The organism is Kribbella rubisoli (genome assembly GCF_004217145.1).
GTDB lineage: Bacteria > Actinomycetota > Actinomycetes > Propionibacteriales > Kribbellaceae > Kribbella > Kribbella rubisoli.
This window is the reverse complement of sequence record NZ_SHKR01000011.1, coordinates 298,281-323,425: the sequence shown is the minus strand read 5'-3', so window position 1 is coordinate 323,425 and position 25,145 is coordinate 298,281. Positions and strand designations below refer to the sequence as shown.

The 25,145-nt window shown below is 67.8% G+C and carries 24 protein-coding genes; 13 read left to right on the top strand and 11 right to left on the bottom strand.

Annotated elements, in window-relative coordinates; translation table 11 throughout:
- Positions 1–8: 8 nt before the first annotated feature.
- Positions 9–815 carry an SDR family NAD(P)-dependent oxidoreductase gene (locus EV645_RS04135; RefSeq protein ID WP_130439890.1) on the bottom strand — a complete coding sequence of 269 codons (807 nt, stop codon included), beginning with the start codon at positions 813–815 and terminating at the stop codon, positions 9–11.
- Positions 816–1,000: 185 nt separating this feature from the next.
- On the opposite strand from EV645_RS04135, the gene EV645_RS04130 reads away from it, so the two are divergent.
- On the top strand, positions 1,001–1,642 hold the full coding sequence (locus tag EV645_RS04130) for a TetR/AcrR family transcriptional regulator (RefSeq protein ID WP_242000196.1): 642 nt from the start codon (positions 1,001–1,003) through the stop codon (positions 1,640–1,642).
- Between the two features lie 3 nt (positions 1,643–1,645).
- Here the strand turns inward: EV645_RS04130 and EV645_RS04125 are convergent, their stop codons facing one another.
- A complete protein-coding gene (locus EV645_RS04125; RefSeq protein WP_130439888.1) occupies positions 1,646–2,188 on the bottom strand; it encodes a hypothetical protein in 543 nt (180 codons plus the stop codon).
- Between the two features lie 38 nt (positions 2,189–2,226).
- Positions 2,227–2,940: a purine-nucleoside phosphorylase gene (deoD, locus tag EV645_RS04120; RefSeq protein WP_130439886.1), complete on the bottom strand. Its 714-nt coding sequence runs from the start codon at positions 2,938–2,940 to the stop codon at positions 2,227–2,229.
- A gap of 39 nt (positions 2,941–2,979) precedes the next feature.
- Here deoD and nudC point away from each other — a divergent pair, with 39 nt between their 5' ends.
- Complete coding sequence (gene nudC, locus EV645_RS04115; protein ID WP_130439884.1) at positions 2,980–3,903, top strand: NAD(+) diphosphatase; 924 nt, start codon at positions 2,980–2,982, stop codon at positions 3,901–3,903.
- On the opposite strand, the gene EV645_RS04110 is transcribed toward nudC, so the two are convergent.
- Together EV645_RS04110 and EV645_RS04105 are read right to left on the bottom strand one after the other, a co-directional pair.
- On the bottom strand, positions 3,904–6,255 hold the full coding sequence (locus EV645_RS04110; protein WP_242000195.1) for an NHL repeat-containing protein: 2,352 nt from the start codon (positions 6,253–6,255) through the stop codon (positions 3,904–3,906).
- Positions 6,256–6,348: 93 nt separating this feature from the next.
- Complete coding sequence (locus EV645_RS04105) at positions 6,349–6,588, bottom strand: mycoredoxin (protein WP_130439882.1); 240 nt, start codon at positions 6,586–6,588, stop codon at positions 6,349–6,351.
- 100 nt (positions 6,589–6,688) lie between these two features.
- On the opposite strand from EV645_RS04105, the gene EV645_RS04100 reads away from it, so the two are divergent.
- The 3 genes from EV645_RS04100 to EV645_RS04090 all read left to right on the top strand — a co-directional run bounded on the left by EV645_RS04100 (position 6,689) and on the right by EV645_RS04090 (position 9,801).
- Entirely contained in the window at positions 6,689–8,806 is a 2,118-nt protein-coding gene (locus tag EV645_RS04100; RefSeq protein ID WP_130439880.1) for an ATP-dependent DNA helicase UvrD2, read from the top strand.
- Between the two features lie 360 nt (positions 8,807–9,166).
- Positions 9,167–9,364, top strand: a complete 198-nt coding sequence (locus EV645_RS04095) for a hypothetical protein (protein ID WP_130439878.1) — start codon at positions 9,167–9,169, stop codon at positions 9,362–9,364.
- A 149-nt stretch (positions 9,365–9,513) separates the two neighbouring features.
- Entirely contained in the window at positions 9,514–9,801 is a 288-nt protein-coding gene (locus tag EV645_RS04090; RefSeq protein WP_130383944.1) for a WhiB family transcriptional regulator, read from the top strand.
- Between the two features lie 320 nt (positions 9,802–10,121).
- Here the strand turns inward: EV645_RS04090 and EV645_RS04080 are convergent, their stop codons facing one another.
- A complete protein-coding gene (locus tag EV645_RS04080) occupies positions 10,122–10,646 on the bottom strand; it encodes an NUDIX domain-containing protein (RefSeq protein WP_130439876.1) in 525 nt (174 codons plus the stop codon).
- 18 nt (positions 10,647–10,664) lie between these two features.
- Between EV645_RS04080 and EV645_RS42150 the strand changes: the two genes are divergently transcribed.
- Entirely contained in the window at positions 10,665–10,832 is a 168-nt protein-coding gene (locus tag EV645_RS42150; RefSeq protein WP_198681458.1) for a hypothetical protein, read from the top strand.
- Between the two features lies 1 nt (position 10,833).
- Here the strand turns inward: EV645_RS42150 and EV645_RS04075 are convergent, their stop codons facing one another.
- Positions 10,834–11,619, bottom strand: coding sequence for a DUF899 domain-containing protein (locus EV645_RS04075; RefSeq protein ID WP_130439874.1), 786 nt, complete (start codon positions 11,617–11,619; stop codon positions 10,834–10,836).
- Positions 11,620–11,705: 86 nt separating this feature from the next.
- On the opposite strand from EV645_RS04075, the gene EV645_RS04070 reads away from it, so the two are divergent.
- Positions 11,706–13,172, top strand: coding sequence for an MFS transporter (locus EV645_RS04070; RefSeq protein WP_130439872.1), 1,467 nt, complete (start codon positions 11,706–11,708; stop codon positions 13,170–13,172).
- Here EV645_RS04070 and EV645_RS04065 read toward each other — a convergent pair.
- Both EV645_RS04065 and EV645_RS42145 read right to left on the bottom strand, forming a co-directional pair.
- On the bottom strand, positions 13,159–14,472 hold the full coding sequence (locus tag EV645_RS04065; RefSeq protein WP_130439870.1) for an ABC1 kinase family protein: 1,314 nt from the start codon (positions 14,470–14,472) through the stop codon (positions 13,159–13,161). The genes EV645_RS04070 and EV645_RS04065 overlap by 14 nt on opposite strands.
- Positions 14,473–14,566: 94 nt before the next feature.
- Complete coding sequence (locus tag EV645_RS42145) at positions 14,567–14,725, bottom strand: DUF5679 domain-containing protein (protein WP_012922897.1); 159 nt, start codon at positions 14,723–14,725, stop codon at positions 14,567–14,569.
- Between the two features lie 523 nt (positions 14,726–15,248).
- Here EV645_RS42145 and EV645_RS04060 point away from each other — a divergent pair.
- The 3 genes from EV645_RS04060 to EV645_RS04050 all read left to right on the top strand — a co-directional run bounded on the left by EV645_RS04060 (position 15,249) and on the right by EV645_RS04050 (position 18,890).
- A complete protein-coding gene (locus tag EV645_RS04060; RefSeq protein ID WP_130439868.1) occupies positions 15,249–15,785 on the top strand; it encodes a M48 family metallopeptidase in 537 nt (178 codons plus the stop codon).
- Between the two features lie 183 nt (positions 15,786–15,968).
- The gene (locus tag EV645_RS04055; protein ID WP_130439866.1) at positions 15,969–18,158 is read left to right on the top strand and encodes an MMPL family transporter; all 2,190 of its coding nucleotides are present in this window, start codon (positions 15,969–15,971) and stop codon (positions 18,156–18,158) included.
- Positions 18,159–18,224: 66 nt separating this feature from the next.
- Positions 18,225–18,890 carry a nucleoside/nucleotide kinase family protein gene (locus tag EV645_RS04050; protein ID WP_198681457.1) on the top strand — a complete coding sequence of 222 codons (666 nt, stop codon included), beginning with the start codon at positions 18,225–18,227 and terminating at the stop codon, positions 18,888–18,890.
- Here EV645_RS04050 and EV645_RS04045 read toward each other — a convergent pair.
- Positions 18,880–19,476, bottom strand: a complete 597-nt coding sequence (locus EV645_RS04045) for a CGNR zinc finger domain-containing protein (protein WP_130439862.1) — start codon at positions 19,474–19,476, stop codon at positions 18,880–18,882. The genes EV645_RS04050 and EV645_RS04045 overlap by 11 nt on opposite strands.
- A 62-nt stretch (positions 19,477–19,538) precedes the next feature.
- Between EV645_RS04045 and EV645_RS04040 the strand changes: the two genes are divergently transcribed.
- Positions 19,539–20,711 (top strand): MFS transporter, encoded by a 1,173-nt coding sequence (locus EV645_RS04040; protein WP_130439860.1) that lies wholly within the window; start codon positions 19,539–19,541, stop codon positions 20,709–20,711.
- On the opposite strand, the gene EV645_RS04035 is transcribed toward EV645_RS04040, so the two are convergent.
- Positions 20,686–22,947, bottom strand: a complete 2,262-nt coding sequence (locus tag EV645_RS04035) for an FdhF/YdeP family oxidoreductase (protein ID WP_130439858.1) — start codon at positions 22,945–22,947, stop codon at positions 20,686–20,688. The genes EV645_RS04040 and EV645_RS04035 overlap by 26 nt on opposite strands.
- A 146-nt stretch (positions 22,948–23,093) precedes the next feature.
- On the opposite strand from EV645_RS04035, the gene EV645_RS04030 reads away from it, so the two are divergent.
- Entirely contained in the window at positions 23,094–23,822 is a 729-nt protein-coding gene (locus tag EV645_RS04030) for a 3-hydroxybutyrate dehydrogenase (RefSeq protein ID WP_130439856.1), read from the top strand.
- 19 nt (positions 23,823–23,841) lie between these two features.
- Positions 23,842–25,143, top strand: a complete 1,302-nt coding sequence (locus EV645_RS04025; RefSeq protein ID WP_130439854.1) for an MFS transporter — start codon at positions 23,842–23,844, stop codon at positions 25,141–25,143.
- Positions 25,144–25,145: the final 2 nt, after the last annotated feature.

Genomic DNA, 25,145 nt, shown 5'->3' with positions numbered 1-25,145 from the left:
GGAGGACGTCAAATTCCCATGCCGCCGTCGACCGGCAGGCCGATGCCGGTGATGAACCGGGCCTCGTCCGATGCCAGGAAGACGACCGCGTCGGCCATGTCGGCAACCTCGCCGAGCCGGCCGGCCGGGGTCAGTGCGATGACAGCGCCGACAGCGGCCTCGGGGGACTCGAACAGCCCGAGCTGCGCGCAGTCGTTGGCCAGGCCCATCCCCATCGCGGTCGGGACCAGACCGGGGTACAGGCAGTTCACGCGGACGCCGTACCCGAGCTTGCCGGACTCCATCGCGGCGACCTTGGTGAGGCGGTCGACCGCGGACTTGGTCGCGGAGTAGACCGCGATCCCCGGGAACGCGATGGTCGCGGCGACCGAGGCGACGTTGATGATCGCGCCGCCCTGACCGGCCAGACCCTCAGGACGCATCGTCCGCAGGCCCCACTTGACGCCGAGCGTGGTGCCGAGGACGTTGACCTCGAGCATCTTGCGGATGTCGTCGGCGGTGACCTCGGTGAGCAGGCTGGTGATCTCGATCCCCGCGTTGTTCACCAGGATGTCGAGGCCGCCCATGATGTCGTTGGCCGCGACGACAGCGTTCTCCCACTGGGCGTCGTCGGTGATGTCGTGCGCGACGAAGCCGTTGCCCGCTCCGTACTCGCTGTCCAACGCGTCGGCGACCTTCTCGCCGGCATCCTTCTGCAGGTCGCTGATCACGACTTTCGCACCGGCTGCCGCGAGGGCCTTCGCCATGCCCTCACCCAGCCCCTGGGCGCCGCCGGTGACGAGGGCCTTGCGGCCGGAGAGATCGAGAGAACCCATCTGTAGCTCCTTTGCTGACAGGCTGGCTGCTGGTGGCCGTACGGGCTGGCTGTTCACACTCTGGCCAGCCTTTTGACAGTCGTCAAGACTTTGTTTGACACTTGTCAAGAAATCTCCCCGCACCGGGACGCGCCTGGCCCGGGGCGGGGTACCCTGACGCAACGACCCGATGAGGAGGGGTGGTGGTGGCTGTGACGTCTGCGAACGCGGCCGAGCAGGAGCGACCCGCCCGGGTCTCCGGGATCGACAAGATCGAGCGACGCCGGGTGGCGCTGGCCGAGTCCGCGCTGAAGACCCTCGGCGAGCTCGGGTACGCGCGGACCAGCCTGCGGGAGATCGCGAACAACTCCGAGTTCACCCACGGCGTCGTGCACTACTACTTCCGCGACAAGATCGACCTGATCAGCTACTGCGTGCGCTACTACAAGACCAAGTGCGCCCGGCGGTACGACGAAGTGGTCGAGACCGCGACGTCGGGGGAGGAGCTGGTCACGGGGTTCCTGGCGAAGATGACGCAGACCCTGGTCGACGAGACCCCGATGCACAAGCTCTGGTACGACCTGCGCGCGCAGAGCATGTTCGAGGAGCAGTTGCGTCCGGACGTCGAGGCGATCGACAAGCTGCTCGAAGAGATGATCTGGCGCATCCTCGGCCGGTACGCCGATCTCACCGCGACCACGCCGACCGTCGACGCGCCCACGGCATACGCGCTGATCGACGGCCTGTTCGAGCAGGCCGTGGTGGGCTACGCCGCGAACCCGGACAAGACCCCGGACCTGTTGACCGATCGGCTCCTGCAGGTCCTGCCCAAGCTCGTCGCGGCGTAAGTACTACTCGGCTCCGCAGTCGGCCTTGCAGAGCTTGTCGGTCAGCGTGAGGATCGCTCCGGGCTGATCGGTGTCCGCCTCGGTCGAGAATTCCACGGTCCAGTTGCCCGCGGTCGTCTGCCCCGCTTTGCCCTGCTGCTGCTTGAGCCAGTCGGCGATCTGGCCGCGCGGGTTCACGTGGGCCAGCTCCAGTGCCTGAGGCGCGAAGTCGGACAGTTTGGTCGTCGCCTCCGCCGCGACGCCCGTCGCCTGCAGTGAGATCACCGGAGGACGCGGCTGTTTCCCGATCAGCACCTGGATCGACGTGGTGCCTTGAGCGCACGTCTGGTACGCCTCATCGGTGCTGCACTGGTAGCCCTTGCCGGCAAAGGCTGTGACGACCTGTGCGGCGGTGAGGTCCGGCAGCTTCTCCTCCGGACCGGACGACGACGCACTGGCCCCGCTGCTCGGCGCGGTGGAGCTGCTGGAGCCGTTGGAGCTACCCGCCGCGTCCGGCTTGTTGTCGTCGGACTTGCTGCCCGAGCACGCCGCCGTACCGAGAGCCATCACGGCGCAGGCCAGTACGGCGGCGCCGTGCCGCGGGTTCAGACCGGCACCTCGATCGCCGCGTCGAGGGCGATCGTGATCATCTCCGAGAACGTCGTCTGGCGCTCCTCGGCGGTCGTCTCCTCCTTGGTGATGAGGTGGTCCGACACCGTCATGATGCCGAGCGCCCGGCGGCCGAACTTCGCCGCCAGCGTGTAGAGCGCCGACGCCTCCATCTCGATGCCCAGTACGCCGTACTCCGCGGTGCGGGAGACCAGGTCGGCCCGGTCGTTGTAGAAGAGGTCGCCGGAGAACACCTGTCCGACGTGCACGTTCAGCCCGGCCGCCTCTGCCGCGTCCACTGCCGCACGGAGCAGCTGGTAGTCCGCGGTCGGCGCGTAGTCGATGCCGTGGAAGCGCAGCCGGTTCATCTGCGAGTCGGTGCTCGCGGACATCGCCACGATCACGTCGCGGACCCGGACCGCCTCGGTCAGCGCACCGCACGTCCCCACCCGGATCAGGGTCTGTACGTCGTACTCCGCGAACAGCTCGTTCGCGTAGATCGACGCGGACGGCTGGCCCATGCCGGAGCCCTGCACGGAGATCCGCTCACCCTTGTAGGTGCCGGTGAACCCGAACATGTTCCGGATCTCGGTGTAGCAGATCACGTCGTCCAGGTAGGTCTCCGCGATCCACTTGGCCCGCAGCGGATCCCCGGGGAACAGCACCCGCGGTGCGATCTGCCCCTTCTCGGCGGCGATGTGAATACTCATGCGGGGATGCTCTCATGATGCCGGGGTAGGTTGAGGCACGTGGCCTACTCCATTGATCCTGGTTCGCTAGCCCTGTCTCGCTCCGTCCTGGACCGCGCCGCCGACCGCCGCCGTGACGACGACTGGCTGGAGAAGGCGTGGGCCGCCCATGACACCCAGGTGGTCGTCGTGTCCGGTGACAAGATCCAGGTGGGCGAGGACCGCTCCGCACTGCGGTTCGTGCCCCCGTCGGCGGCGCCCGAGGGCATCCGGATCTTCCTGGGCATCGACCGGGAGTCCGGAGCAGGCATGACCGCAGAGGGCCGCGCTGTCTTCGCTGTGCTGGTGAAGGACGAGGCAGACGAGTCGTACGGCGGCCTGCGCGAGCTCGGCGCGCTACTGGACGACCGTGAGGCCGGCATTGCGGTCAACGTGATCGGCCTGTCCAACTGGCACGCCGTCCACACCCACTGTGCGAACTGCGGTGAGCACACCGAGGTGGTGGAGGCGGGCCATGTCCGACGCTGCCCCAACTGCGGTCTCTCGCACTTCCCGCGCAGCGACCCGGCAATCATTGTGCTCGTCACCGACGACCAGGACCGCGCCCTGCTCGGCCGCAACGAGGCCTGGCCGGCCGGTCGGTACTCCACGCTGGCCGGCTTCGTCGAGCCGGGCGAGTCGCTCGAGGCCGCCGTACGGCGTGAGGTTCTCGAGGAGACCGGTGTAATCGTCGGCGAAGAGATCGAGTACGCCGGAAGCCAGCCGTGGCCGCTGCCCGCGAGCCTGATGCTCGGGTTCTACGCAAAGGCGTCGAGCTTCGACATCGACGTGGACCAGGACGAGATCGCCGAGGCCAAGTGGTTCACCCGGGAGGACATCCGCGTGCTGGTCGAAGCCGGCACGATGGCCCTCCCGGGTGCGATCTCGATCTCCCGCCGCCTGATCGAAGGCTGGTACGGCGAGAGCCTCACCGGGAGCTGGTGATCACCGGCCCACGTCGGACCGGGCGGCCGCGACCCTGATCAGGACGCCTTCCCAGCGCTCGACCGAGCCGGCCTTCTCGAGCTCACGCAGCTTCCGGTCGACCGCGAGGACGTACGCTGCGTGGCTCGGCCAGTCCGCCTTGGCGCTCGGCAGTGTGTCGGTCAGCGTGCAGCCGTAGGTCAGGAAGCGGTTCGACACATGGCTGTCGATGTTCCCGGTCCACACTGTCGGCCTGACGTCGGACTGCGGACACGAGTCGACCGGTGGGGTGTACGACGCCAGGTTGGTCGGGTTGGTGAAGCCGTCGGGCCGCAGCAATGTGTAGTAGGTGCCGTCCGGCGTTTGCGTGAGCCGGTTGAGGCCGTGGTCGCGCAGGACGGTGGTGTGACCGCTGAGGCTGTCCACGACGAACAGTCGTCCGCCGGTCACGCCGTACAAGTAGCCGTCCCGCCAGGACAGTGCGCCGTCCTGTGAGCCGGTGACTGCGCTGAACACCGGCAGCAGGCGCAGTACCTCACCGGCCGCAGGGTTGACGACGAAGACGATGCCGTCGGCCAGACCCCAGATGTTGCCGTCCGGTCCGTAGGTCAGTTCGTTGATGCTGGCCGCACCGGACACCGGGACGATGTCGGAGAGCACCGCGCCCGTCGCCGGGTTCACCTTGATCAGATGGGCCTCAGTGGCCTTCGGGTCGGTGCCCTGACCACCTTCGATGCTGGAGCCGGCCCACACGTTCGCACCCGCGGGCAGGATGGACGCGATCGTCTGGTCGGTCACCAGGTTGCGGTAGACCGTGTGGCTGCCTGTCGGTACGTCGTACACGGTCAGCGCGCCGCCGTACTCGCCGTACGCCGGCGTGGTGCCGACGTACACGTGGTTGCCGTCGGGGACGACCGACACCGGCCTGTTCTGGTGGTCGCTGTCGACCAGGCTGAACAGTTCCTTCGGGTTGGTCGTGCTGTCCGGTAGCGCCGGATCCCAGAGTGACAAGCGGCCGTACGGATAGATGCCGACGTACATCTTGCCGGTGCCGTCCCACGCCCAACCCTCGACCTGCCCCTGGCGGGTGGTGACGGTGGACTTGCCGGTCGCCGGGTCGTAGATAGCCGTAGAGCCGTTCAGGTAGACGTTGACGAACACCTTGCCCGTGACGGGGTCGGCCAGCTCATGCATGAGCGGCGACGGCACGTACTGGAACGGTGAGCTCCACTGCGCCAGCGTCCCGTCGGCCGGGTTGTAGCGGAACGTCCCACCGGAGTAGTTGCCAGCCAGGCCATAGAGAACCGGTACGCCGTTCTCTGTCACCCAGCCGTAGCCGATGGATGCGCCACGCGTCAGCGTCCGCGGCGGCGAGACCGGACCGACCGTGTTGGTGTCCAGGTCGTAGTGCGTGAGGGCCAGCGTGTTGTTGGTGAAGTAGACGCCACCGGGGCCGGCTGCAGAGACGCCGCGGGCAGCGATCGGGTAGTCCATCACCTGCTGGCCGGTGGTGGCGTCGGTGTACTTGATCTGCTCCCCGGTGACCGCGTCGACCACCACCAGCCGGCTGCTGGCGTTCGCGAACACCCTGCCGCCGGCGTAGTCCAGGTCGATGAAGTCCTTGGCCGTAGTGCCCGGGGGAGTGATGTCCTCGACCGCCTTGGTGTCGACGTCGATCCGAAGCAGGCGGGCATTCGGAGTCGAGACGCCGACGAACAGCTTGCGGTGGTCCGGGTCGTAGACGGTGGACCGCGCGTACTGCTGCACCGGGTCGAGCGAGCCGTAGTCGGTGACCTGTCCGTTCGACGGGTCGTACTTGAACGCGTGCGCGGTCGGGTACGTCCCGGCGTACACGTTGCCCTCCGCGTCGGCGGTGAGGCCGTAGATCTGGGACTCACCAGGAATCGGCTGGCCCAGGTCGGTCACCTCGCCGGTGGCCGGGCTGTAGCGGTAGAGGTGCGCGTACGGATACGTGCCGAGGTAGACGTCGCCGTTCGGCGTCACCACGATCGCCCAGCCGCCGGCGGCTCCCGGCAGCGGGACGGTGCGGATCAGCTCGCGGGTGTGCAGGTCCACGACGTTGAGACGTGCGTTCTCGCCGGCGGGCACGGCGTACACGACGTCGCGCCCGTCCGGCGTGTGGCCGACCGCGCCCTCCATGACGGTGAGCGAGCTGACCGGCGAGCCGAGGTCCTTGATGACGTCGTCGGCCGGCGCGAACGGCTTCGTCGGGGGCCCGAGCGGCCAGGTCTCCGACGGGAACGGATCAGGTAGCGGTGGTGCCGCTGTGGCGTGCAGTCCGCCTGCGGCGAGCAGACCGATCGAGACGACGACAGTCGTCAAGGCAGCGCGAAGGTGACGGCGCGAGAACATGGGCGGACTCCCTGCGACGTAGTTCATCGCAAGGTATAACGGTCATGACCGTAATGTCCATAACTCAGGCGATATGACCTGAGCCCGGGTTGTTCAGGCGGCGAGCTTCTCCGCGACCTGCGCCAGCGACGGGTTCGTCATCGCGGTGCCGTCGGCGAAGACCACGGTCGGGACCGTCTGGTTGCCGTTGTTGATCTTCTCGACCAGCTCGGCGGCGTCCGGGACCTGCTCGATGTCGACCTCGGTGAACTCGATGCCTGCTCGCTTGAGCTGACCCTTCAAGCGGTGGCAGTAGCCGCACCAAGGCGTGGAGTACATCGTGAATGCCGACATCGGCAGACTCCTATGGGAGTGGGAGGGGTTTCTGTCGGGCCACCCGTCTAGGGTTGCCTTCGACGTATTCGAACCATGCCGTAGGTGGTGCTGTTCCCGCGTGTCTCAACCCGTGAGCGACCTCACACGATCTGCATCCGCCGACGGCCTCCTGGAGGCTCTCGACCCGGAGCAGCGGGCCGTCGCGTCCGCGTTGCACGGCCCGGTCGTGGTGATGGCCGGCGCCGGGACGGGGAAGACGCGGGCGATCACCCACCGGATCGCGTACGGCGTCCAGACCGGCACGTTCGACCCGGTCCGGGTGCTCGCCGTGACGTTCACGCAGCGGGCGGCGGGGGAGATGCGCGGCCGGCTCGCACAACTCGGCGTCCAGGGGGTGCAGGCCCGCACGTTCCACTCCGCCGCGCTCCGCCAGGCCCGCTTCTTCTGGCCCAAGGTGTACGGCGGGGAGCTGCCGCCGATCGCGGACCGGAAGTTCCCGCTGCTGACCGAGGCGGCGTCCCGCTGCCGGGTCCGGGTGGACACGCCCGCGCTGCGCGACCTGGCCGGTGAGGTCGAGTGGGCCAAGGTGAGCAACGTGCGCCCCGACGACTACGCGCGGCTGGCCCCGAAGTCGGCCCGCACGCTGGCTGCCTTCGACCCGCCGACGATCGCCCGCATCTTCGCGGCGTACGAGGACGTGAAGCTCGAGCGCGGGCGGATCGACCTGGAGGACGTGCTGCTCTGCGCGGTCGCGCTGCTCGCGGAGGACGAGCGGGTGGCCGCGGAGATCCGGCGGCAGTACCGGACGTTCGTCGTGGACGAGTACCAGGACGTCTCGCCGCTGCAGCAGAGTCTGCTCGACCTGTGGCTGGGCGGCCGGGAGGACGTCTGCGTAGTCGGTGATCCGGCGCAGACTATTTACTCCTGGGCCGGCGCCGAGCCGGAGAACCTGGTGCGCTTCGCCTCCCGGCATCCGTCCGCGACGGTGATCAAGCTGGTCCGTGACTACCGGTCGACGCCGCAGATCGTCGACGTGGCGAACAAGATCCTCGACGCGGCCGGTCCGACCGGGCTGCCGGGCCGGGTGATGCTGCGGTCGCAGAAGGAGGCGGGTCCGACTCCGGTCTACCGCGAGTACTCCGATGAGGTCGCGGAGGCGGACGCGGTGGCACGGGCGGTCGTGAAGCTGCGGGACGAGGGCATGGCGCTGCGAGACATCGCCGTACTGTTCCGGACCAATGCGCAGTCGGAGAACTTCGAGCAGGCGCTGGCCGAGCGGAAGATCCCGACCGTGCTGAAGGGTGCGGAGCGATTCTTCGAGCGGGCCGAGATCCGGCAGGCAGCTGTATTGCTGCGGGGTCAGGCCAAGGCGGGGGACCTGTCGGACGACCTGGTGACCACCGTGACCGGCGTGCTGGGCGGAGCCGGGTGGACGCAGGAGCCGCCGACCGGGACCGGTGCGGTCCGGGATCGGTGGGAGTCGCTGAGTGCGCTGGTGACGATGGCGTCCGATTTTGCCGCCGCTCATGCTGAGGCTCGGCTGTCGGACCTGATGGACGAGCTGGACCGGCGGGCGTCGATCCAGCACGCGCCGCTGGCAGAGGGCGTCACGCTGGCGACGCTGCACGCGGCCAAGGGCCTTGAGTGGGAGTGCGTCTTCATCGTCGGGGCGCATGAGGGGACGCTGCCGATCACCTATGCCCAGACGCCGGCCCAGGTAGAGGAGGAGCGGCGGCTGTTCTATGTCGGCGTGACCCGCGCGAAGCAGCAGCTGTCTGTCAGCTGGTCCACGTCGCGCTCACCGGGCGGGCGCGGGACCCGCGGTCCGACCCGCTTCCTCGACCCGATCGGCGTCCGTACGGCGCGGACCGAATGGACCCCGTCGTCACCCACCAGCTTCGAGCGTCCGTCGAGCGCCCCACGCTCCAGCCGGCCGATCCCGAAGTGCCGAGTCTGCGGCCGCGGCCTGCTCGACCCGGGGGCCCGCAAGCTCGGCCGCTGCGAGGACTGCCCGTCCAAGATCGACCAGAAGCTGTACGACGCCTTGATCGAATGGCGCACCGAGCAGGCGGAGTCGGAGCGCATGCCGGCGTTCGTCATCCTGACCGACGCCACGCTGACGGCCATCGCCGAGACCCGCCCGGAGGACGCGCAGGCCCTCCGGCAGATCCCCGGCATCGGCCACACCAAGCTGGCCAAGTACGGCGAACAGATCCTCAACCTCTGCACCCGCTGACTGCCCGTTCGGGCAAGTGGCCGGAGAAATCTGTTGCCAGGCACGGGATCCAGGGCGCACCCTGGAAGACGTGCCGTGTTCTGCTCCTGGCAGACGTGGCAGTTAGGTGACAGAGGCAACGATCCCGGAGCGTGCGGATGGCGACCCGGAGCGTGCCGGAACGCTGCGTCGGCAACCAGATCCGGTCGCCGCAGCGGCAACTTCCGGCCAACTTCGCAAACTGGCGATAAATAGTTTGCGGGCTCCGACGCGGACGGCGTACTGTTCTTTCTGCGGTCGAAGCCTGGCCGAAAACTTCAAACAACCATAGCGATCGAGCTAACCGCCCGCTTCGCCACAACGAGAGGAGGTGCCCTGGAAATGATCACCAACACGGTTAAGAAGCCGTTCAGCGACGCTGTAGCGCTGCCGTGCGCCCCGATTCAGGGTGCCTCGCCGCGACCGCACGTCGCGACCGTTGTGCTCATGGCCACCGGCTTTGCCCAGATCAAGGGCGGAGCTGTCGGCGATGTGAAGTTCGGCGGTTCGGGTTCTCGAGCATGGAGTCCACCGGTCTGACAAGCGTCAGAGCCGGCACCTCCAAGGCCGCGGAACCCACAAAGGGTCCCGCGGCCCTTTTGTTTGTCCACAGATTTGGCGACTACCAACCGGTAATCGTCACCGACGACAAGAGACCAGCATCCAAAAGTCACTGGGAGGTGACCGGAATGAGCGTTAGCTTCCTCGATGTCTTCACCGAGGTGGCAACGTCGCAGGACCTGCCCTGTCGGTCCTACGCGCCAGAACTCTTCTTCGCCGAATCGCCGGCGGACGTCGAGTACGCAAAGTCTCTCTGCACGACCTGCCCGTTGCAGGCCGAGTGCCTGGCCGGAGCGCTCGAGCGTTCCGAGCCGTGGGGCGTGTGGGGTGGCCAGCTGTTCGTCCAAGGTGTGGTGGTTCCGCGCAAGCGGCCCCGAGGGCGTCCCCGTAAGAGCGACACCGTTACCGCAGCCTGACGACAACCAACCATCCGAAACGAGTCCGAACGATGACGACCCAGACTTTCTCTAGGAGCACCGAAATGCATTTACTTCAAGAAGATCTCGCCCGTGCTCACTGTCGGGCTTCACTGAAGGCCGCAGAGCAGAACCGGCGCTTCCGCCTCGCTCACCAGATCGAGAAGGCGCAGAAGCAGGCCGAACGGGCAGGCCGGCGAGCTGAGAGGGCCAGCGCACGCGCGCGCCTCGCACTCGCCCGTCTCGTCTGATCCACCCAGCATCACAGCCTGACCAGCTGAAACAACTGAGGGGCGGCACCCAAAGGGGGTGCCGCCCCTTCAGCGTTCCTGGATCAACAGCTGCTGCAGCCCGACCAGCGTGATCCCGCTGACGATCTCGTGCCGTGCGATCATCCCGGGTACGTCGGCCAGCGGGATCCACTCGATCCGGTCCGACTCGTTCTGCTCGGTCGGCTCCCCGACCCGAACCGCCGCGCGGGCCCGGAACACGAAGTGCCGGGAGTCCATGATCCCGGCGGCCGGCTCCGACCGGATCAGCTCGGTGAGCCCGTCGGCCCGCCACCCGGTCTCCTCCTCGAGCTCGCGCGCCGCCGCGGCCTCCGGGCTCTCACCGGCCTCGATGATCCCCATCGGCAGCTCCCAGGCCCACGTGTCGGTCAGGAACCGGTGCCGCCACATCAGCAGCACCTGGTCGTCCCGGGTGACAACCGCGGCGGCGATGTCCTTCAGGCGTACGGCGTGATAGTCGAACCGCTTCTCGTCGGGCTGCTGGACGTCCAACCGCCGTACGCTCAGCCACCGATTACCCCAGACCTCAGCCTCGCCGTGAATCACCCATCGCACCCGGTGCAGACTAGACCTATGGCAAGAGCTACCTGTGCGTTGTGTGGTCAGCAGGCGGAGTCGGAGGACGTGCCGCTGACCTGGATGACCTCGATCGAGGACGGCCGCAAGCTGGTGTACTGCGACCGCTGTGCCCGGGAGAACGTCCGCAGCATCGAGGGCAAGCTCGACTCGGTCTACTGGTGAATCAGTACTGATCGGGGACGCGCATCGCGGGTCCGCCCACGTGCAGCCCAAGTGGCTCCGCGCGTCCCTTCGGCTCCTCCCACACCTCTTGGCGGCCGAGGACGGTGAGATCGAGGTACCGGTAGCAGTTGTGGAAGTCCTCGATGCCCCGCCCGAACGTCGAGTACGTGTGGAACACCTCGTCGTCGACCCGGAGGAACGTGCTGATCCCCGGCAGCTCCTCGCCGTTCATGTCAGCCGTCCAGGGCCCGCCTGACCAGGGCGTTCCCTTCTCGTTGGCCAGCTGCTCCTGTGTGCGGAAGTGCAGCATCACCGGCGCGACCCGGTCGTCCAGCGTGGCGTGGAAGTCGTAGTTGAAGTCGCTCCCGTACGACGAGTACCACGGGAACGTCCAGCCCAGCCGCTCCTTGAACGCCGCGATCTTCGCGTACGGCGCCCGCGACACCGCCACCAGCGACGTGTTGCGTACGTGCAACTGGCGGAGGTTGCCGATCTCGTCGGCGGCGGACGAACAGCTCGGGCACCCCTCGTCCCAGTCCGGACCGAACATGAAGTGGTGCATCACCAGCTGGTCCTGCCCGTCGAACAGGTCCAGCAGCCCGACCTCCCCGTCCGGCCCCTCGAAGACGTACGGCTTGTCCATCCGGACCATCGGGAGCCGTCGGCGCTCCGCGTTCAGGCGGTCGCGCGCCCGCGTCACCTCCTTCTCGAGCCTCAGCAGCTCCAGACGGGCCGCGAGCCAGTCCTCCGACGTAACGATCTCGGGCAGATTTCCGAACGTCGCCATCGTTCGAAGATAGTCCGGGCTGGTGTCGATACCAGACCGGTCCGCTCGACGCGTAGGTGACAACACCCCTGCGGAAGGACCGGATCATGACCCTCGAGGCCGACATGGTGGCGACCAGCAGACGACAGTGGATCGCGCTGGGCGTCCTTTGCCTCGCCACGTTGCTGGTGTCGCTGGACCTGTTCGTGATGCTGCTGGCGGTCCCGGCCGTGACCGAGGCGCTCGGCGCCACCAGCAGCCAGCAGCTGTGGATCCTCGACGTGTACGGGTTCATGGTGGCCGGCCTGATGATCACGATGGGCAACCTCGGTGACCGGCTCGGTCGCCGTCGGCTGCTGCTGATCGCGGCTGCCGTCTTCGGGATCGCCTCGATCGTCGCGGCGTACTCCGTGAACCCCGGCATGCTGATCGGTGCCCGCGCCGTACTCGGCATCGCAGGTGCAGCGATCGCGCCGTGCACCCTGTCGCTGATCTCCACGCTGTTCCCGGACGAGGGTCAGCGGGCGAAGGCGCTGGGCGTCTGGGCCGGCTGCTTCACGGTCGGCGCCGTGGTCGGTCCGATCGTCGGCGGCATCCTGCTGAACCACTTCTGGTGGGGCTCGGCGTTCCTCATCGGCGTACCGGCGATGGTCGTGCTGCTCGTCGTCGGACCGTTCCTGCTCCCGGAGTACCGCAACGAGAAGGCCGGGCGGATCGACGTACCGAGTGTGCTGCTGTCGCTGGCCGCGATCCTGCCGGCGATCCACGGGCTGAAGCACCTCGCCTCGCACGGCGCGGGTGTGCAGTCGATCGGCGCGCTGGTGGTGGGCGGGGTGTTCGGCTGGATCTTCGTACGGCGGCAGCGTCGCCTGGACGACCCGCTGGTCGACGTACGGCTGTTCACGCGGCGGACGTTCAGCGTGACGCTCGGGAGCATGCTGGCGTTCTCGATGCTGTCCGGTGGCGTGATGGTGTTCGTGGCGCAGTACTTCCAGCTGGTCCAGGGGATGACTCCGCTGGCTGCCGGGCTGGCGCTGGTACCGGGCATGCTCACGACGACCGTCGCCTTCCAGATGGCACCCCGGCTGGCCCAGCGGATCCGACCGAGCGTGCTGATCCCGGCGGGGATCGCGTTCACGGTCGTCGGGATGGTCGTGATGTCGCTGGCGACGTCCACGACGGTTCTGGTCATCGCCTTCGCGATCCAGTGCGTCGGCCCGGCGCCGCTCGTCACGCTCGGCACGAACCTGGTCATCGGCTCGGTCCCGCCGGAGAAGGCCGGCTCGGCCGGAGCGTTGACGCAGACCAGCAACGAGTTCGGCTACTCGCTCGGCATCGCAGTGCTGGGCAGTGTGGTGACTGCGGTGTACCGCGGCCAAATCGACGGCCAGGGCGGCAACTCACTCGGCGAGGCGATCGCTCAGGGCGCCACTGGCGACCTGCTGGACCAAGCGCGCGACGCCTTCACCAGCGGTCTCCACCTGGCCGCAGGCATCACCGCTGTGGCCCTGGCGGCCGTAGCGGTCCTGCTGGCCGTGACGCTGCGCGCGATCCCGGCCCTCAGCCGTCGGTGAAGCCGGGCAGGAGCTCCTCCAGCACGCTGCGGAACGGGGCCTCGGCGTCGAGCTGCGACAGCACGGCGATGCCGCCGATCCAGACGCGGTGGATCAGCAGGTACGACGGGGGCAGGTTGAGGCGGAGAGCTAGCGACGCGTTGGGCGACCGGAAGTCACCCGTCCGGTTCGCCTGCGCGCGCATCCAGGCCCGGCTGAACTGGAACGTCTCCTCCCGGGCCGGCTCCGCGAACGGCGCCAGGTAGTCCATCAGCTGCTCCGGGTCGATCTCCATCCGCGGCTTGATGAAGCCCTCGGCCTTGAGCCCGTCCCGGACCGCCTCTCCGTCGCCCCTGAGCGAGATCCGCAGCAGCCGCCCGATCGCCGGCGGCAGACCGTCCGGGAGGCGCGCGCACAGCCCGAAATCGACCACGCCGAGCCGCCCGTCAGCCATCACGCGGAAGTTCCCCGGATGCGGATCCGAGTGCAGCAGACCGGCGTACTTCGGGCCGCTGAACATGAACCGGACGTACTTCAGCCCGATCGCGTCCCGCTCTTGCTTCGTCCCCTCGGTGATGTACGACGACAGCGGCCGGCCCTCGATCCACTCGGACACGATGACCGTGGGGGAGTGCTTGATGACCCGAGGTACGACGAATTCCGGGTGGTCCTTGAACGCGTCGGCGTACTGCTGCTGGGCCTGCGCCTCGCGGTCGTAGTCGAGCTCCTCGCCGATCCGCTCCTGGAGCTCCGCGACGAGCGGCTTCACCTCGAGACCGGGCACCACCGCGCCGATCGTCCGCGCGAACCGCCCGAGCTGCCTGAGGTCGGAGCGGAGCGCCTCCGCGGCGCCCGGATACTGCAGTTTGATCGCGACCTCGCGGCCGTCCTTGAGCCGGCCGCGGTGCACCTGACCGATCGACGCGGCTGCCGCGGGCACGTCGTCGAACTCCTCGAACCGGTCCCGCCAGCGCTTGCCCAGCTCCCGCGACAGGATCGTGTGCACGGTCGAGGCCGGCATCGGCGGGGCGGAGTCCTGCAGCTTGGTCAGGGTCGCCCGGTAGGGCGCCGCGAGCTCCTCCGGCATCGCGGACTCCATCAGGCTGAGCATCTGCCCGAACTTCATCGCGCCGCCCTTGAGCTCGCCGAGCACGGCGAACAGCTGATCGGCCGTCCGGCGCTGGAACTCGGCGAACACGGCCTCGGCGGGAGCACCGCCGATGCGCTTGCCCAGGCCGACCGTCGCCCGGCCGGCGACACCGAGGGGCAGGCTGGCAAGTTTCGCGGTCCGGCTCAGCGCCTTGCGAGGAAGGTCCGACACGCCTCCATTCTGTCCGGTCGCCCAAGCCGGGACGAACCAGGGGCGGTGCCCGGCACAGACATCGTGCCGAGCACCGCCCCTACGACCTTGTGCGTCAGGCCTTGCCGAGGATCCGGTTCAGGTTCGTACCGCACTCGGGGCACTTGGCCTTCGCCATGCGCGTGCCCTTGTCGTTGACCTTGACCTCGCCGTCGGCGGTGCGCTTGGCCTTGCACTTGACGCAGTAGAACTCGCCGCTCCAGGTCTCTGCCATGAGGGCCCTCTCCTTGCTTGAATTCCAGCCCGGGGTCTCGCCCCGGGCAGTCGTTGGATGCTGAACGGCAGACCGTCCTGCCGTAGGCCGTGCGGCCCAGTCGGGATTCACCCTACGGCCTCCTGGCGCAGGCTCAAGCGCACCTCACGGTCAGCGCGCCGCCTGAATCCCGGGGGGAAAGCCCTTACCGAAACTTTCGCCGGCACGGAACAGGCTCCCGGTGATCCGCCTCCGGAGCGGCTCGGCTTCCCCTCCGAGCGGCCCCGGAGGCGGTCCGGGAGCCTGTTGCAGATGACGCTAAGAGGCGACGGCCGTGCAGGCAAGCCCGCGTTGTCCACCCCTGTGGATAACTCTGTGCGCAACCTGTGGGGCGCGCCGCTCGATGCTGTGGACGGGCGGGGGAACAGGATGTGAACAACGCGGGTCGGCGGGTTCAAGATCTGGCGTCTGACCTGCGGAAACGCCGATGCACAGGATGTGGACCGAAGAAAGTTGTCGGATTCGGGGGGTACATTTTTGAGCCATGGCCGACTCCCCACCGCGCCCGATCCCGCCGTATGTGGATATCCGGCGCAGCAAGCGCCGCAAGCGCACGGTCAGCGCGTACCGCGACGGTGAGCGGGTGGTCGTACTGATGCCCGACCGGCTGTCCGCCGCCGAGGAGGCGCGCTGGGTCGAGACCATGCTGGCGCGACTCGAGAAGCAGCGCAGCCGATCGCGCGTGTCGGACGAAAAATTGTTGGCCAGAGCACACGAACTCGCGTGTCGCCACCTCCCAGAAGTGCCCGAACCTGCGTCTGTGAGGTGGGTTTCGAACCAAAACAGACGGTGGGGATCCTGCACTCCGGCGGACAAATCGATCCGTTTGTCGACCAGATTGCAGTCGATGCCCGCCTGGGTCGTCGATTACGTGCTGGTCCACGAGCTCGCTCATCTGATCGAGCCGACCCACAACGCCACCTTCTGGGACCTCGTCCACCGGTACCCGAAGGCCGAGCGCGCCGAGGGGTATCTGGAGGGCGTTTCGGCCGCCTCCTCGCTCAACTTCGAGGACTTCTGACGTCGATCACCCCGGCCCGTAGGGCGTACGGGAAAGGGTGGGGTAGGGCTAGCCCCAGGGTCGACTGGGTGGCTTCCTCCATGGCCGCGGCCTGCCCCGGCCAGTCAGGCTTTTGCCCGTAGCCAGCGTCACGCCAGGAGCGCTGGGTGGGGTGCCCGAGGGGGCGCAGAGGGGCAGGGAAGCATGGCCAGGGGACAGATCACGGTACGGGCGGCGCGCTGGAGCGCGACCCATCCGTGGCGGGCGATCGCGATGTGGGTGGTCGTCGTGGCCGCCTGTTTCGCGCTCGGCTCGATGACCGGCACGAAGGAGTCGAAGAACGAGGGCGACATCGGTGAGGTGACCAGGGCGGACAACATCGTCAAGTCCGGCAACTTCGACGACCCGGACGTGGAGAGCGTGCTGATCACGGCGCCGTCCGGACAGCTCGACCAAACCGCGGCGAACAAGGCCGCCGGCGTCGTCATCCAGCGCATGCGCGCCCTCGGTGGGGTCGCGGAAGTCGCGCAGCCGATGCCGTCGCCGAACAAGGACGCGGTGATCGTCAGGGTCACCCTCAAGGACGGTGACGGCGACGGCCGGGTTCAGCCGCTGCTCGACACCACCGCCCAGGTGCAGAAGCAGTATCCGGACCTCCGGATCGAAGAGGTCGGTGGACTGTCCATCGACAAGGCGCTCAACGAGACGCTGGGCAAGGACTTCAAGCGGGCGGAGATGTTCAGCCTGCCGGTGACGCTGGCGATCCTCTTGATCGCGTTCGGCGCACTGATCGCCGCTTCGGTGCCGTTGCTGCTGGCGCTGTCCGCAGTAGCCGCAGCGATCGGCCTGGCGGCCGCAGCATCACAGCTCGTACCCGCGGTCGACGCGGTCAACAGCGTCATCCTGCTGATCGGTATGGCGGTCGGCGTCGACTACTCGCTGTTCTACCTCCGCCGTGAACGCGAGGAGCGCGCCAAGGGCCGCGGCCACGTCGACGCGGTCGAGATCGCCGCAGCGACCTCGGGACACGCGGTCGTCGTCTCGGGTACGGCGGTCATCATCTCGATGGCGGGTCTGTTCCTTGCTCGCGATGCGGTCTTCTCGTCCTTCGCGGTCGGTTCGATCCTCGTCGTCGCGGTTGCCGTCGTCGGTTCGCTCACCGTGCTCCCCGCCGTACTGGCGAAGCTCGGCCGGTGGGTCGATCGGCCGCGGATCCCGTTCGTGTGGCGCCTGACGGCATCGAAGGGTCAGCCGCGGTTCTGGCCGACCGTGCTGAAGCCGGCGCTGAAGCACCCGATCGCCACGCTGCTTGTCGCCGTGACCGCGTTGCTCGCGGTTGCTTCGCCGGCGCTGGGGATGCAGCTGAAGTTCCCGGGGACCGAGGACCTGCCCCGGACGACGTCGGTGATGAAGGCGTACGACCGGCTGACCGCGGCGTTCCCGAGCACGGGCACGAGCCACGAGGTCGCCGTACGGGCGCCGGCCAACGAGGCGCCTGCCGTCAAGGCTGCGCTGGCCGACCTGATGCAGCGCACGAAGGACGACAAGCTGTTCGCGTCGGACGGTCTCGAGGAGCCGCGGGTTTCCAAGGACGGCACAGTCACGACGCTCGAGGTCGCCACGCCGTACGAGGGCGGTAGCCAGCAGGCTCGGGACTCGCTGACCAAGCTGCGCAAGGAGTTGATGCCGGAGACGGTCGGCAAGGTGCCGGGTGTTGAGTACGCCGTCGGCGGGTTCGTCGCCGCGGACGTCGACTATGCGGCGCACACGCGGGACAAGCTGCCGCTGGTGATCGGGTTCGTCCTGCTGCTGACGATGATCGTGATGATGGTGACGTTCCGCTCGGTGGTCGTCGCGGTCACGGCGATCGGGCTCAACCTGCTGAGCGCGGGAGCGGCGTACGGCGTCGTCACCGCGGTCTTCCAGAACACCTGGGCCGAAGGGCTGCTGCACTTCCGGTCGAACGGCGCGGTCGTCAGTTGGCTGCCACTGTTCCTCTTCGTGGTGCTGTTCGGTCTGTCGATGGACTACCACGTGTTCGTCGTCAGCCGGATCCGTGAGGCCGTGCTGCGGGGCGTGCCGACCAGGCAGGCTGTCGCCGAGGGCATCACCGGTTCGGCCGGCGTGGTGACCAGTGCCGCGGCGGTGATGATCGGGGTGTTCGCGGTCTTCGCGACGCTGAGCACGCTGGACATGAAGCAGCTCGGAGTCGGACTGGCCGTCGCGATCCTGATCGACGCGACGATCATCCGCGCGGTCGTCCTGCCGAGCGTGATGATCCTGCTCGGCGACGCCAACTGGTGGGCCCCGAAGTGGCTCCGCCCGAAGTCCGCCAAGCACGCCTCCACCCCACCCGCCCCGGAGGAGGACCGCGAGCTGACTCCCGTCGGCTGACGACAGCTCGGCGCCCCACCCGAAATCCATTCGGGTGGGGCGCCGTTGTGCTGGAGGATGCTGACCGTGGCAGACCGAGCTGAGGTCCTGGGGGAATTGGCGTCCGACGTACTCGCGGTCCAGCGATCACATCCGGTGCGGGTTGCGATCGACGGATGCTCGGCGGCCGGCAAGACGACGCTCGCCGACGAGTTGGCCGACGTACTGCGGGCGCGGAGCGATCGTGAGGTGATCCGGGCCGGTATCGACTACTTCAAGCGGGCGCCGGAGCTGCGGACGTCGTACCCGATCGATTCGCCGGAGAGCTACTACTTCGAGATGTACGACAACGACGCGATTCGCGACCGGTTGCTGGCGCCGCTCGGGCCGGATGGTGACCGGGGTTATGTCGTCGGGATACGCGACACCTCCGCGCGCTCTGTCCTCGACTCACCTGTGCGGACCGCCGCGCCGGACGCGGTGTTGGTTGCAGATGGCGCGTTCTTGCAACGACCTGAGCTCGACGACTACTGGGACTTCCGGATCTACGTGTACGTCGGCTTCGACACCGTCCTGCGGCGAGGAACTGCCCGCGACCAGGCGTGGATGGAGTCGGCCGCGGCAGCTGAGCAGCGCTATCTGAACAGGTACATCCCGGGCGAGCGCAGGTACGTCGAGGAGATTCATCCCGCCGATCGTGCGCAGCTCGTGGTCGACAACGAGGATCCGGCCAAGCCGGTCCTTATTCGGTAGCCGCCTGGCGGGCGCGGTGGGCGGCCGCTTTGACGCGGCTCTGGCATTGGGGTGAGCAGAAGCGGCGTTGACCGTTCTTCGAGACGTCGACGAAGACGCGGTCGCACTGCGGTGCCGCGCAGACGCCTAGCCGGCCGGCGAGGTCGCTACCGACGGCGAGAGCTAGACCGGCGGCGCAGCCGGCCGCCCACCCGTTGGCGAGCTGCTCGTCCGGGCCGTGGAAGTGCAGGCTCCACGGGCGATCCCGGCCGCGATCGAGTTGCGGACGGGCGTTGGTGTCCACGAGGAGTGCGTTGATCTCCGTCGCGGCGGTGTCCAGGTCGTCGGCTGCGGCGGCCTCGAACACCATTCGCATCCGTCCAGCCAACTGCTTGAGCCGGCGTGCGTCGTTCACCGGCACCGATTTCGGGGGATGCCCGATCGCTGTCAGGGCCTGGGCTACGGCTTCGGTGATTGCTTCGGGGTCGTCGGCGGGCGCGGCGTACGCGACGCCGCCGGAGTACCCGGGGGTCAGCCGGTTCACGTACTCGACCGACGCGGCCAGCACGCTCCGCGCGTGACTATCAAAAGACACTTGACCGGTCATGGGTCCTCTCCATAGGCTCTCGCGTGACCGATCATATCCGTTTAGATAGTCATGGAGTCGTCATGAGCGCTGTTGCCACGCTGACCGGACCCTGGCGTGGGCTGTCCCGGACTGTCTGGATCCTGGTCGTCGCCCGCGCGGTGAACCGGATCGGTGCGTTCACGCTGCCGTTCCTCGGCGTGGTGCTCACGGTCGAGTTCGGTGCTTCGCTCGGTGAGACCGGCCTGATCCTCGCGGTGTTCGGCGCTGCGACGATCCCGTCCCGGCTGCTGGGTGGCCAACTGGCCGACCGACTCGGCCGGCGCCGGACGATCGTCCTCGGTCTGACCGGCTGTGCGATCGCCCAGCTGTGGATCGCGTTGAGCCACACGTTGTGGTCGGCGGTGCTCGCCACGATCCTGCTCGGCCTCGCGTTCGAGATCTACGAGCCGCCGAGCCAGGCGATGATCGCCGACGTCACTGAGCCTGCTGGTCGTCCCGCCGCCTACGGTCTCTACAGCGCCGCACTGGCAGCCGCAGGTGTGCTGGCCGGTCTCCTCGCCGCCGCGCTCAGCCACTGGGATCTCCGCTGGCTCTTCGTCGCCGACGCGATCACCTGCCTGTCCTGCGCCGCTCTGGTCGCGCTTGTCCTTCGAACCGACGTGCAGCATGCAGAGGAAGCGCCTGCTGCGACGGTGTCGGTATGGCGCGATCGCCGACTGCTCCTGCTCCTGGCCGGTGGCACGATCTTCGCAACGATCTACATGCAGATCATCATCGGACTGCCACTAACGCTGCTTGAGCAAGGTCTGCCGAAGTCCGGCATCGGAATCATCCTGGCCATCTCTGCGATCACCCTGATCGCCGCGCAACGCCTGCTCCGCGTGCAGCACCTCGACGACTTCCAATCCATCACCATCGGCTACGTGCTTCTCGCCGCCGGCTTGGTCGTCTGCGCAGTCGCAGGAACGCTGGCCGTCTTCGTGATCGCCGCGATCCTCTGGAGCCTCGGCGACCTGTTCCTCCTGACCCGCTACCTCACGCAAGCTTCCGGCCTGGCGCCTGATCAGGCCCGCGGCCGGTACCTGGCCGTCTTCGGACTGAGCTGGGGGATCGCGACCACGATCGCCCCGCTCACAGTCACCCAACTACTCGAGAACTCCGGCCCGACAGGGCTCTGGCTGACAAGCGCAGCTGTTGCGGTCGCGCTCGCAGTACTCCAGCCGTGGTTCAGGAAGCGACTGGCTCCAGCCTGACGGTGAGGCCCTTCGCGACGGGCGTGTTGCTGCCCTTGGCGACGTCGTCGGCCGACATCAGCACGTTGGTCTCGGGGTAGTAAGCCGCCACGCAACCGCGAGCCGTCGGGTAGGACACCAGCCGGAATCGCGAGGCGCGCCGTTCGACGCCTCGGAACTCGCTGACGATGTCGACGTATGCGCCGTCCTCGAGACCGAGCTCGGCCAGGTCGTCCGGGTTCACGAAGACGACCTCGCGCGTCCCGTGGACGCCGCGGTAGCGGTCCTCGAGGCCGTAGATCGTGGTGTTGAACTGGTCATGACTGCGGAGCGTCTGCAGCAGCAGCCGACCAGGCTCCGTCGGCAACCAGACCAGGTCGTTGGCGGTGAACTGCGCCCGCGCGTCGGACGTCTTGAACTCGCGCTTGTCCCGCGCCGCATGCGCCAGCAGGAACCCACCGCCGTTCGCCCGCAAGCGGTCCTCGAAGTTCTCGTACCCGTCGGCCACCCGCCCGATCCGCTGCCGGACCAGGCTGTAGTCGTCCGCGAAGTCGGCCCAAGGGATCTCGCCTACTGATGGCACCACGGCTTGCGCCAGCCCGCAGATGATGCCGATCTCCGACTTCATCTCCGGACCGGGCGGAATCAGGTTCCCGGTCGAGAGGTGTACGGCGCCTTGCGAGTCCTCGACCGTGACGGATTGCGGACCCGCCGCGGTGTGGTCGTGGTCGGTCCGCCCGAGGGTCGGCAGGATCAGCGCCTCGCGGCCGGTGATCGTGTGCGACCGGTTGAGCTTCGTCGACACGTGCACGGTCAGATCGCACTCACGCAGGCCGCGATGCACGACCTCGGTGTCCGGCGTCGCGGACGCGAAGTTCCCGCCCATCGCGAAGAACACACGGACGGCGCCGTCCCGCAGCCGCTTCACCGTCTCCGCCGCGTCGATGCCGTGCTCCCGCGGCGAGGTGAAGGAGAACTCGGAGTCGAGCTTGTCCAGGAACGTCTCCGGCATCTTCTCCCAGATGCCCATGCTGCGGTCGCCCTGCACGTTCGAGTGGCCGCGCACCGGGCACGGGCCGGCGCCCGGCTTGCCGATGTTGCCCTGCAGGAGAAGGACGTTGACGATCTCGCTGATCGTCGCGACGGCCTCGCGGTGCTGCGTGAGGCCCATCGCCCAGCAGATCACCGTGGCCTTGGACTTGATGAACCGCTGGGTGAGCTCCTCGATCTCGGGGCGCCGCAGCCCGGTCGCCTGCTCGACCGCCGGCCAGTCGATCTCGGTGTTGTGCTTGGCGTAGAGCTCGAATCCACTGGTGTGCGAGTCGATGAAGGACTTGTCGAGAACGGTGCCGGGGTTGGTCGCCTCGGCCTCGAGCAGAAGGTGGCCGATGGCAAGGAACAGCGCCTGGTCGCCGCCGATCCGGATCTGCAGGTGCTGGTCGGCGAGCTTCGTGCCCTTGCCGATCCAGCCGCGCGCGGTCTGCGGGTTCTTGAAGTTCATCAGGCCGGGCTCGGGCAGCGGGTTGACCGCGACGATGTCGCCGCCGTTGCGCTTGGCGATCTCCAGGTGGCTGAGCATCCGCGGTGCGTTGGTGCCAGGGTTCTGGCCGACGACGACGATCAGCTCGGCCTCTTCGAGCATCTCCAGCGTGACGGCACCCTTGCCGCTGCCGATGACCCGCGACAGCGCCGTACCGGAAGATTCGTGGCACATGTTCGAGCAGTCGGGCAGGTTGTTGGTGCCGTAGGCGCGGACGAAGAGCTGGTAGAGGAACGCGGCCTCGTTGCTGGTCCGGCCGGAGGTGTAGAAGACGGCGTCGTCGGGGTCGACGAGGGCCTTCAGGTGTCGCGCGACGACCTGGAACGCCTCGTCCCAGCCGACCGGCTCGTAGTTGGTCGCGCCGGCCCGCAGCAGCATCGGCTCGGTGATCCGGCCGAGCTTGCCGAGGTCGAACTCCGAGATCTCGTTCATCGCCTCGACCGGGTGCTCGGCGAAGAACTCCCGCGGCACCCGTTTGCGCGTCGCCTCCCAGGCCACCGCCTTCGCGCCGTTCTCGCAGAACTCGGCCGCGTGCTTGCGTTTGTGGTCAGGGTCCGGCCAGGCGCAGGACGGGCAGTCGAACCCGCCGTCCTGGTTCATCTTCAGGAACACCTTGCCGGTCCGCGCGGGACCCATCTCCCGGAAACCGAACTTGAACGACGAGAGCACCGCGGGGACGCCGGCGGCCTTCTTCTTCGGGTGTTCGATATCGACCATGTTTCAACAATAGGTCCAGCTATCGGCAGCCGCAGGTTTGATAGGCACGGTTGTGGATAAGTGGCGTGTCGCGCCATACAGAGCCCGCAGGTTGTGTGGGCCCATCCCATAGTGTGCGCAGGCCCGGATTTCTACAGTCATCGGCCATGGAGACCCGTCGAGCCCTCGTCACCGGTGCCGCGTCAGGCATCGGCGCCGCCTGCGCCCAACGCCTGGCCGCGGACGGCGTCCACGTGATCGCCGTGGACTTCGACCAGGCCGGTCTGGAGGCGCTGGACGGCGTCGAGACGATTCTGGCCGACCTGTCCGACCTTGACCGGCTGTCCGACCTGCCGACCGACATCGACATCCTGGTGAACAACGCCGGCGTACAGCAGGTCGCACCGGTCGAGCAGTTCCCGCCGGAGCGGTTCAGCTACATCATCCGGCTCATGCTCGAGGCGCCGTTCCGCCTGATCCGGCAGACGCTTCCACACATGTACGGCGCCGGCTGGGGCCGTGTGGTGAACATCAGCTCGGTCCACGGTCTCCGGGCCAGTCCGTTCAAGGCGGCGTACGTCTCGGCGAAGCACGGGCTGGAGGGCCTCAGCAAGGTCGTCGCGCTGGAAGGCGCGGCTCATGGCGTGACCAGCAACTGCGTCAACCCGGCCTATGTCCGTACGCCGCTGGTCACTGCACAGCTGGCTGACCAGGCCGCGACGCACGGCCTGTCCGAGGCGGAGGTGCTGGACAAGGTCCTGCTCGAGCCGGTCGCGGTGAAGCGGCTGATCGAACCGGCCGAAGTGGCGGAGCTGGTGGCCATGCTGTGCGGCCCGGCCTCCGCCTCCATCACGGGGAGCTCGTTCGTACTCGACGGCGGCTGGACCGCCCACTAGCTACTACAGGAGCCCGCCCATGACAGCTACAGAACCGGTCCGCACCCGTACCTCGATCGTCCGGGTGGTAGGCGCGAGTCTCGTCGGTACGACGGTCGAGTGGTACGACTTCTTCCTGTACGGCGTCGCCGCATCGGTGGTGTTCGGCGACCTGTTCTTCCCGAAGGGCGAGGAGCTCAGCGGGACGTTGCTGAGCTTCGCCACGTTCGCAGTCGGCTTCTTCGCGCGGCCGATCGGCGGTGTGGTGTTCGGGCACTTCGGCGACCGGCTGGGACGCAAGCAGTTGCTGGTGCTTTCGCTGTTGATGATGGGGCTCGCTACCTTCGCCATCGGCCTGCTTCCGACGTACGCACAAGTCGGTGCGCTCGCACCGATCTTGCTGACGGTGCTGCGGCTCATCCAGGGGTTCGCGCTCGGCGGCGAGTGGGGTGGCGCCGTACTGATCGTGTCCGAGCACGGTGACCCGGCTCGTCGCGGTTTCTGGGCGTCGTGGCCGCAGGCTGGTGCGCCGGCTGGGCAGTTGATCGCGAACGGCGTACTGGCAGGGCTGGCTGCGTTCCAGTCGGACGCCGACTTCAACGCGTGGGGCTGGCGCATTCCGTTCCTGCTGTCCGCAGTACTCGTGCTGGTCGGGCTCTGGGTACGGCTGCGGATCGAGGAGTCACCGGTGTTCCAGGAGGCCCGGGCCAAGCAGGAGCCGGCGGACAAGCTGCCGGTGCTCGAGGTGATCACGCGGTACCCGCGTGAGGTGCTGACTGCGATGGGTGCGCGGATGGCGGAGAACGTCAGCTACTACATCTTCACGATCGTCATCGCGACGTACGCGAAGGAGCAGCTGGGGATGGGCAAGTCGTTCGCTCTGAACGCAGTTCTCATCGGTGCTGCCATCCACTTCTTCGCGATCCCGGCGTGGGGTGCGCTGTCGGACCGCATCGGTCGCCGGCCCGTCTATCTGATCGGTGCTGTTGGCGTGGGTGTCTGGGTGTTCGTCTTCATTGCGCTGATCAACACTCGCAACTTCGCACTGGCGACACTGGCCGTGACTGTCGGGCTGATCTTCCACGGTGCGATGTACGGACCGCAGGCGTCCTTCTTCACCGAGCTGTTCGGCACGCGGGTGCGGTACTCCGGTGTCTCGGTCGGCTACCAGCTCGCGTCGATCATCGCGGGCGGTCTGGCGCCGTTCATCGCGGTAGCGCTGCTGAAGGCGTACGACTCGGGCTATGCGATCGCTGTGTACGTCGCAGCGTGTGCGGTGATCTCGGTGATCGCGGTGACGTCGTACTCCGAAACACACCGGCGCGATCTCACTACTCTGTAGAA

What these genes read in the sequence shown, in the direction of transcription:
- EV645_RS04075 (WP_130439874.1), bottom strand. Translation starts at nt 11,619, where the DNA reads ATGGCGACGTTCGGAAATCTGCCCGAGATCGTTACGTCGGAGGACTGG.
- EV645_RS04070 (WP_130439872.1), top strand. Translation starts at nt 11,706, where the DNA reads ATGACCCTCGAGGCCGACATGGTGGCGACCAGCAGACGACAGTGGATC.
- EV645_RS04030 (WP_130439856.1), top strand. Translation starts at nt 23,094, where the DNA reads ATGGAGACCCGTCGAGCCCTCGTCACCGGTGCCGCGTCAGGCATCGGC.
- deoD (WP_130439886.1), bottom strand. Translation starts at nt 2,940, where the DNA reads ATGAGTATTCACATCGCCGCCGAGAAGGGGCAGATCGCACCGCGGGTG.
- EV645_RS04045 (WP_130439862.1), bottom strand. Translation starts at nt 19,476, where the DNA reads ATGACCGGTCAAGTGTCTTTTGATAGTCACGCGCGGAGCGTGCTGGCC.
- EV645_RS04095 (WP_130439878.1), top strand. Translation starts at nt 9,167, where the DNA reads ATGATCACCAACACGGTTAAGAAGCCGTTCAGCGACGCTGTAGCGCTG.
- EV645_RS04090 (WP_130383944.1), top strand. Translation starts at nt 9,514, where the DNA reads ATGAGCGTTAGCTTCCTCGATGTCTTCACCGAGGTGGCAACGTCGCAG.
- EV645_RS04060 (WP_130439868.1), top strand. Translation starts at nt 15,249, where the DNA reads ATGGCCGACTCCCCACCGCGCCCGATCCCGCCGTATGTGGATATCCGG.
- EV645_RS42150 (WP_198681458.1), top strand. Translation starts at nt 10,665, where the DNA reads ATGGCAAGAGCTACCTGTGCGTTGTGTGGTCAGCAGGCGGAGTCGGAG.
- EV645_RS04110 (WP_242000195.1), bottom strand. Translation starts at nt 6,255, where the DNA reads ATGTTCTCGCGCCGTCACCTTCGCGCTGCCTTGACGACTGTCGTCGTC.
- EV645_RS42145 (WP_012922897.1), bottom strand. Translation starts at nt 14,725, where the DNA reads ATGGCAGAGACCTGGAGCGGCGAGTTCTACTGCGTCAAGTGCAAGGCC.
- EV645_RS04040 (WP_130439860.1), top strand. Translation starts at nt 19,539, where the DNA reads ATGAGCGCTGTTGCCACGCTGACCGGACCCTGGCGTGGGCTGTCCCGG.
- EV645_RS04135 (WP_130439890.1), bottom strand. Translation starts at nt 815, where the DNA reads ATGGGTTCTCTCGATCTCTCCGGCCGCAAGGCCCTCGTCACCGGCGGC.
- EV645_RS04105 (WP_130439882.1), bottom strand. Translation starts at nt 6,588, where the DNA reads ATGTCGGCATTCACGATGTACTCCACGCCTTGGTGCGGCTACTGCCAC.
- EV645_RS04025 (WP_130439854.1), top strand. Translation starts at nt 23,842, where the DNA reads ATGACAGCTACAGAACCGGTCCGCACCCGTACCTCGATCGTCCGGGTG.
- EV645_RS04125 (WP_130439888.1), bottom strand. Translation starts at nt 2,188, where the DNA reads ATGGCTCTCGGTACGGCGGCGTGCTCGGGCAGCAAGTCCGACGACAAC.
- EV645_RS04035 (WP_130439858.1), bottom strand. Translation starts at nt 22,947, where the DNA reads ATGGTCGATATCGAACACCCGAAGAAGAAGGCCGCCGGCGTCCCCGCG.
- EV645_RS04055 (WP_130439866.1), top strand. Translation starts at nt 15,969, where the DNA reads ATGGCCAGGGGACAGATCACGGTACGGGCGGCGCGCTGGAGCGCGACC.